We start from the raw sequence: 7,324 nt of genomic DNA, 5'->3' as shown, positions 1-7,324 counted from the left end.
TCGGGCAACTACTCGGTGACGACAGACGTGCCACAGACGGAAGGCACGGTGGAAGCGGTGGCCACCGACAAGGCGGGCAATACCAGCGCACCGACCGATGTCGATTATGGTGATACGACGCCGCCGCAGGCGCCGGTGGTGAATGTTGCGCCGAACGCGGACGGTGGCCTGACGGTGTCGGGCACGGCCGAAGCTGGCTCGACGGTGACGGTGACCTATCCGGATGGCAGCACGGGCACGACCAAGGCAGATGCTTCGGGCAACTACTCGGTGTCGACGGATGTGCCGCAGACGAGCGGCATGGTGGAAGCCGTGGCAACGGACCGCTCGGGCAATGAAAGTGCGCCGACGGACGTGGCCTACACGGACACGACTGCGCCGCAGTCGCCGGCAGTCAACGTGACGCCGATCGCCGATGGTGGCCTGACGGTGGGTGGCACGGCCGAGCCGGGCTCGACCGTGACGGTGACGTATCCGGACGGCAGCACGGGCTCGACCGTGGCGGACGCTTCGGGCAACTACTCGGTGTCGACGGACGTACCGCAGACGAGTGGCACGGTGGAAGCTGTGGCAAAGGACGCCGCGGGCAACGCCAGCGCGCCGACGGACGTGAACTACACGGACACGACTGCGCCTGACGCGCCGGTGGTGAATCTCACGCCGAACGCGGATGGTGGCCTGACGGTGAGCGGTAAGGCCGAGGCGGGCAGCACGGTGACGGTGACGTATCCGGACGGCACCACGGGCTCGACCGTGGCGGACGCTTCGGGTAACTACAGCGTGACGACGGACGTGCCGCAGAACAGCGGCGTGGTGGAAGCCGTTGCAACCGATGCGGCAGGCAACCCCAGCCAGCCGACGGACGTGGACTACGCGGACACGACGCCGCCGACTTTCCAGACGTTCTCGATCGACCTGATCACAGCGAGCGACAACGGTGTGAGTTCTACCGACAACATTACGAGTGTTGTTACACCGACCTTTACCGGTACGGTGACGGGGTTGTCGGCTACGGATGCGGCGCAGGCGGCCGCAGGGAAGATCACCGTCATGTTGTTTGACGACAAGAACCACGACGGTGTGTTTGATACGGGCGACGTTGCCTATGCGACCAACGTTGCGCTCACGATGAACGGCACCACGGGTACCTTCAACGTGACACTGCCGTCCATGTTCGACGGCACGTACAACATGAAGGCTGTACTGGTCGATGCGTCGGGCAATATGTCGAACGTCGGTTTGCTGGATAACAATGCGAATGCCGCATTGGTGATCGATACAGGAGGTACGCCTTCGACCTCGGCCAGTGTGCAGTCCAATGATGGCCTCGGTTATGCTGTATCGTCAGCGGGCGATGTCAACGGTGACGGCTACGAGGACTTCATTGTCTCGGCACCACATTTGCAATCCGCTAATCCGCTGGCCTATAGCTCGGACATTTACGTGCTGTACGGCGGCCCGAACGGCATGCCGAGCCTGTCGTCGATCGACAATCTCACCGCAGACAAGGGCATCCATATTGTCCAAACGTCATCGGGGGGAGGAACCGATCCCGAATACGGCGACCAGGGCTATACCCTCGTGAATCTCGGCGATATCAACGGGGATGGGTATGACGATATTGGTCTCGCAAATACTCTTAACAACCGCGCCTATGTGATATTTGGACGTGGAGGCAATTCGACGGCTACCATCGATCTTGCTTCGTTAGAGCAGAACGGGTCGACTGACGGTTTTGTCATCAAAAACTATAACGACGGCGGATGGTTCGGTAATGCCATGTCCGGCGGCGACATTAATGGCGATGGTTACAGCGATGTGCTCATTGGCTCGCTCGACGGCTTGGGCAACGGTCAGTACTTCGTCCTGTACGGTCATGCTGGAGATCCGGGCTCGTCGAGTTGGAGCAACCTGATGGGGGCCACCGATGGACTGCATTTGGCCACCGGCGCCAACAGCAACACCTTGGGTGCGCTGATAACGAACCAGACGGTCGTTAGCAGTACGGCACCGGGATATTCCGATTCGGACCTGGGATCGACGGTGGCCGTGATCGGCGACGTCAACGGCGATGGTTACAACGACTACATCGTTAATCAACCGCTTGCCGATCCGGCGACGGGCGGTACGAACTCCGGGCAGGTCTGGCTTATCTTCGGCAGCGCAAATGGTCTCGGGACCGCCTTCGATTTGAAGAACCTGACGCCTTCGCAAGGTATCCAGCTCACCGGTACCCAGGTTGGCGAATGGTTGGGCGGATCTACCCGTAGCGGCAGTTCAGCTGGATGGTACGGCGACGCGGCTTACGGCCAGTCTCAGACGATGAGCAGTGTTGGCGACATTAACGGCGATGGTATTGAAGACTTTGCGATCGGTTCGCCCGGTTGGAACGGGGCCGGCGCTGGATATAACGCCCCGGGTCGTGTGTACGTGATCTATGGCAAGGCTGACGGCGATACCTGGTCGAATGTGGACCTGAGCAAGCTGGATGGCTCGAATGGTTTCATTCTCTATAGCAGCAGCAATACCACGACGACCAACAACCAGATGGGCTTTAGCATCGCCTCGGCTGGCGACGTCAACGGCGACGGTATTGACGACTTCCTGATTGGCGCACCGGGCGCGGATAGTCCCGGGGCGACGAACAGCGGAGCCGTGTATCTCGTGTACGGTGAGGCTGGTGGGGCAGGCTTTCTGGCGAACACCGATATCGATGCCTTGGTCGCCAGCGGTCAGGCGGTCAAATACACCGGAGCGAACGCGAACGACTATGCAGGTACCGGCGTGGCAGGTGGTGACTGGAACGGTGACGGCATTTCCGACTATGCCTACGGCGTTTGGGAAAGCGATGCCAGCGCGTTGAACGGCGGGGCGTACAACGTCTATACCGGCTCGATTGCCAAGCTGACGCAAAGCTTCACGGTAGGCGACGACGTACTGTACGCAGGCAATACCAGTCCGAATGCGGCCGCGATCGTGAACGGCGTGGACATCATCAGCGGCGGCCAGGGTAACGATGTGATTCACGGCATCGGCACCGACACGACGGGCACGACCGCGCTGAATGTCCAGCACGACGTGGCCATGGGCGGAGCAGGTAACGACACGATCGGTATCGTCGGCACCAACTTCACCCGTGTCGATGGCGGTCTCGGCGTGGATACGATGAAGTTCGAGGCGTCCGGTCTGTCGCTTAACCTGACCGACTACGGTACGCGGGTCAAGGGTATCGAGAACTTCGACCTGGGTAACTCCGGGCAAGGTACGGGTGGCAATGCACTCAGCCTGAGGCTCTCGGACGTATTGAACATGCCCGATTCGCTCAGCTCGACGGTGCACATGACGATCAGCGGCGATAGCAGCTCGTCGGTGACGCTGGCTGAAGGTACGGGTACGGGTTCGGCGCAATGGCAGGTTACTGGCACGACGACGGTGAACAATGTCGCCTACGACGTGTATCACAATACCTCCATGGGCTCGAACACCGTGGCTGACCTGCTGATCCAGCACGGCATCCAGGTGCACTGACGCCAGGCGCGGACAGTCGGATGGGCGAGAGCCCTGACGACTGTCCATAGTCTGGAAAATCAAAGGCGATGCCGCGTTCGCGCGCATCGCCTTTTTCACATTTGAGTCGACGTTCTCTGGAAATTCGAAAAGCTGTGGAGAGAAATATGATGCTCTACCATCACCTGGACGCCTCGATCGATACGCTTCGGGTCGCGGTGGTGACGCCAACACGAAATCGCGAGTTACTTATCGGGCAGACAATCCGTTATTTTCATGCGCAGAGAAATCCGTTTCGGGCGCTGCGCTGGTTTGTACTTGATGATAGTGATGAAGCCAGCCGCCACGAATACTGTTGTGCAGGTGACAGAGACGTAAGTTATACATGGGTGGATGACGTGCGACCGTTGGGTGCCAAACGCAATTGGCTCAACGATTCGGCAAAAGAGTGGGGTGCGGACATCATCTGTAGCATGGATGACGATGACTGGTACGGCCCGGATTACCTTTATGACATGGCTACCTTGCTATTGCAGAATGAAGCCTGTTTTGCGGGCTCAGGAGCGGACTGGTATTTCGAACCACGTGGACAACGCGTATTGTTCGTACCGGCAGTGCGTGAGCATATGAGCTGCAACGCGGTCCTTTGCTACAAGGCGCATGTGCTCGAATCGCGGCGTTACGACGAGCACGCGCGTTTCGGTGAGGAGCCTGCATTTATTTGCCAGGATCGTATTCTTCAGCACTCCGACATTAAAAATGTACACCTTGCTTTGATAGGGGCGCACAACACGGTGACAAAGCGAGGTTATTTGAAGGCCCCTGAGCTCAGCACCTCGTTCAGTCTGGAAGACTTTCCAATGGAAGAACAGGATCGCAATTTTTATCGCTCGTTGATGCACAAAAGTGCGTCGAGTTCGCTGCGTCCAGAATAGTGTCCGTTTTGGCCCAAGCCGACGGTAACATTGCCGGAGGCGAGCGGCTCTGTGATCGACATCCCTTATCGATGACATGAGCGGTACCGGCGCCTGCGTCAGTGCTCGCAGTTCTGACCCTCTCATTTGCCACCTGATACGCCGCTCTGCCCTAAGCCCGGCGTGTAGTCCCGCCGACAATCCCACAATGCGGGATGGTCGGCTACCTGCTCCTCTCGCACCGTAGGGCGGCTTCTGCCGACATCCCCTCTACTGCGCGCCTTAACATTCATCTCAAAATACTGTATAAATATACAGTATCGTCGGTCGCCTTATGCCTTGCTCAATGCCGGGCAGGGCGGAGCATTCCCTATTCAAAGAGCGTGTCTATGGCAGCAGCGATTCAGCTTGCGACGACCGCGCTGTCGTCGCAATTGCGGCGTCAGGTGTGGCAGGGCAACGAGCTTGCCGAAGCGGACTCGCGCGTGATTTCCAGCGGCTATGCCGCCCTGGATCGGTTGTTGCCGGGACAAGGCTGGTCGGCAGGTGGTCTGACGGAATTACTGATCGAGCATGGTGGTGTAGGAGAAATACGCTTGCTGGCCCATTCACTCCGCCAGCTTACGACGCAGACCGAACGGCATGTGCTGTTCGTGTCGCCCCCCTATCAGCCGTGTGCCGGGGCATTGAGGGCTTGGGGTATCGATGTCGGGCGCGTTTTATGGGTACGCTCGAATGAAGATCAGGCGCTGTGGGCCGCCACTCAGGCATTGAAGCAGGACGGCATCGGCGCGGTTCTGGTGTGGCTGCCGAATGCGCGTGCCGATAAGGTCCGGCGCCTGCAATTGGCGGCTCAGGAGTCCACATCGCTGGCATTTTTGGTCCGGCCTGTCGAGGCGGCCGCGCAATCTTCACCCGCGCCATTGCGAATGATCTGCGCGCCGCTCCTGCCGGCCAATGCGCAGACGATCAACCGTCGCCAATGGCTGCAGGAGATTGGCCTGTCGATCGATATCTTCAAGCGTCGCGGGCCTCCGCTAGCCGAACCTCTTCGTCTCGTTCTGCCTTTACAAAGCGCCTTGTTGCCGGAAAAAGGAATCGGCCGCCATCAAGGAGCAGAGGTCAAACATGTTATGGATCGCAGTCACATTGCCACTCTTGTCGCTGGAAGCGGTGAAGCCTCTCGCGTCGCTTCCGGATGGTTTTCCCGCGAAACCGAATCGGTGTGAGCCGTGCGACGGCGAGGCAAGCCAGCCGCAAGCCGCGGCAGGTGTCGCCGAGCGCCGCTGTTATGCATTGGCCGATCATGCGCACGTTCTGATGCCGGACCTGGATGCATTGCGTGCCGGGGTGCATGCGGGCCATTCGCGCTCGTACGCATTGGCGCTGGCGCCAGGACTCAAGCTGCTGGCCGTCGACGCTACCCGCGAAACTCAGGCATTCGAAGCCATGGCACTTGCGTTGCTGACCTACACGCCGAAAGTATCGCTCGCCGACGCGCACACGCTGCTGCTGGAAGTCGGTTCCGGCTTGAGGTTGTTCGGCGGCTTGCGCACGTTGTTGTCGCGCGTGCTGGCCACGGTGAAGGAGTTCGGCTATACGGCGCGCATCGCCTGTGCGCCGACCGCGTGGGGCGCGTGGCTATTGGCGCAGGCACGTTGCGCCCGGCAGGGGCGTCGCTGGCATGTGATCAAGGAGACGTCGCTCGCGCATGTGCTCGATGGTTTGTCCGTGTCGCTGCTGCCGGTGGCGCCGGCGCATCGCGATGCGTTCGCGCACGTCGGCTGCGCGACGCTGGCCGATTTGCGTCGTTTGCCGCGCTCGGGCGTCGTGCGGCGTTTCGGCAGCGGGATTTTAGACCTGCTCGCGCAGGCGTACGGCACGCGCGCCGACCCGCGTGAAGCGTTTCGTGCGCCGGCGTCGTTTCATGCGCAACTGGAGTTGCCGTCGCGAGTCGATAACGCCGATGCGTTGCTATTCGCCGCGCGTCGACTGATCGTGCAATTGGCCGGCTGGTTGAGCGCGCATCATGCGGCGCTCAGCGGTTATACGTTGCTGCTCGAGCATGAATTGGCTTCCCGTCATGCCCCGAAGACATCGAGTCTGAAGGTCGCGTGGGCGATTCCGTCGCGCGATGCCGAGCATCTGATCTGGCTGTTGCGGGAAAAATTGAATCAGACCGTTCTGGCGGCGCCCGTCATCGAGTTGAAGCTGGTTGCTGATCAGATCGGCGAATATGCCGGGAAGTCGGACACGTTATTTCCCATGCCCGAATCGGATGGCGATTCGATTGCGCGTCTGCTCGAGCGCTTGAGCGCGAGGTTGGGACCGGAGAACGTGTTGCAGATGTCGGTGCAGGACGACCATCGCCCAGAGCGGGCAATGCGCGTCGATGCCTATGAGGCGCAGGCGTTTTCACGCAAGAAGCGCTCGCCGGTGAAGGGACGGACAAAAGTCAAAGCGGATAAGACCTGGCTAACCGATGAGTTGCGCCACGCTGCCGGAGAGGCGGGGCGCGTGGACGGTGAAGCGTCGGGGCAAGCAACCCGGGCAACCCCCTGCACATCCGAATCGAATCATCCTGAAATCGCGCTTACATCCATGGGCCAACCAGGCGGCGCTCAGTCATCGCTCGATCTGCCCGATAGCCCGTTGCCTGCGCAGCCTCGTCCGCTCTGGATGCTCGATAAGCCGCTACGCCTGATGATGCGCGACCAGCGGCCGATCTATCGCCGGCCGCTGACAATGCTCACACGTACCGAGCGGATTGAAGCGGGGTGGTGGGACGGCAATATCGTCGAGCGTGATTACTACGTCGCGGCCGACGATCGTGGCCACATGTTCTGGGTGTATCGCGAGCGGATCAAGGGCGAGTGGTATTTGCAGGGTTTGTTCGGCTGAGC

At 60.2% G+C, this 7,324-nt stretch carries 4 protein-coding genes; all 4 read left to right on the top strand.

Going from position 1 to position 7,324, the window contains the following annotated elements; genetic code table 11:
• The first annotated feature begins 48 nt into the window (after positions 1 to 48).
• The 4 genes from HV770_RS02965 (at position 49) to HV770_RS02950 (ending at position 7,322) form a co-directional block, all read left to right on the top strand.
• Positions 49 to 3,528 carry an Ig-like domain-containing protein gene (locus HV770_RS02965; protein ID WP_217468566.1) on the top strand — a complete coding sequence of 1,160 codons (3,480 nt, stop codon included), beginning with the start codon at positions 49 to 51 and terminating at the stop codon, positions 3,526 to 3,528.
• A 146-nt stretch (positions 3,529 to 3,674) separates the two neighbouring features.
• Positions 3,675 to 4,442 carry a glycosyltransferase family 2 protein gene (locus HV770_RS02960; RefSeq protein ID WP_175158000.1) on the top strand — a complete coding sequence of 256 codons (768 nt, stop codon included), beginning with the start codon at positions 3,675 to 3,677 and terminating at the stop codon, positions 4,440 to 4,442.
• Positions 4,443 to 4,810: 368 nt separating this feature from the next.
• Positions 4,811 to 5,650: a translesion DNA synthesis-associated protein ImuA gene (gene imuA, locus HV770_RS02955; RefSeq protein WP_175157999.1), complete on the top strand. Its 840-nt coding sequence runs from the start codon at positions 4,811 to 4,813 to the stop codon at positions 5,648 to 5,650.
• Positions 5,550 to 7,322, top strand: a complete 1,773-nt coding sequence (locus HV770_RS02950; RefSeq protein WP_175157998.1) for a Y-family DNA polymerase — start codon at positions 5,550 to 5,552, stop codon at positions 7,320 to 7,322. The genes imuA and HV770_RS02950 overlap by 101 nt, the downstream gene beginning before the upstream one ends.
• Positions 7,323 to 7,324: the final 2 nt, after the last annotated feature.

Origin of the sequence: Paraburkholderia fynbosensis, from assembly GCF_902859935.1 — a bacterium.
Taxonomy (GTDB): Bacteria; Pseudomonadota; Gammaproteobacteria; order Burkholderiales; family Burkholderiaceae; genus Paraburkholderia; species Paraburkholderia fynbosensis.
The sequence above is the reverse complement of the archived record's forward strand: the minus strand, read 5'-3'. Positions and strand labels throughout refer to the sequence as shown.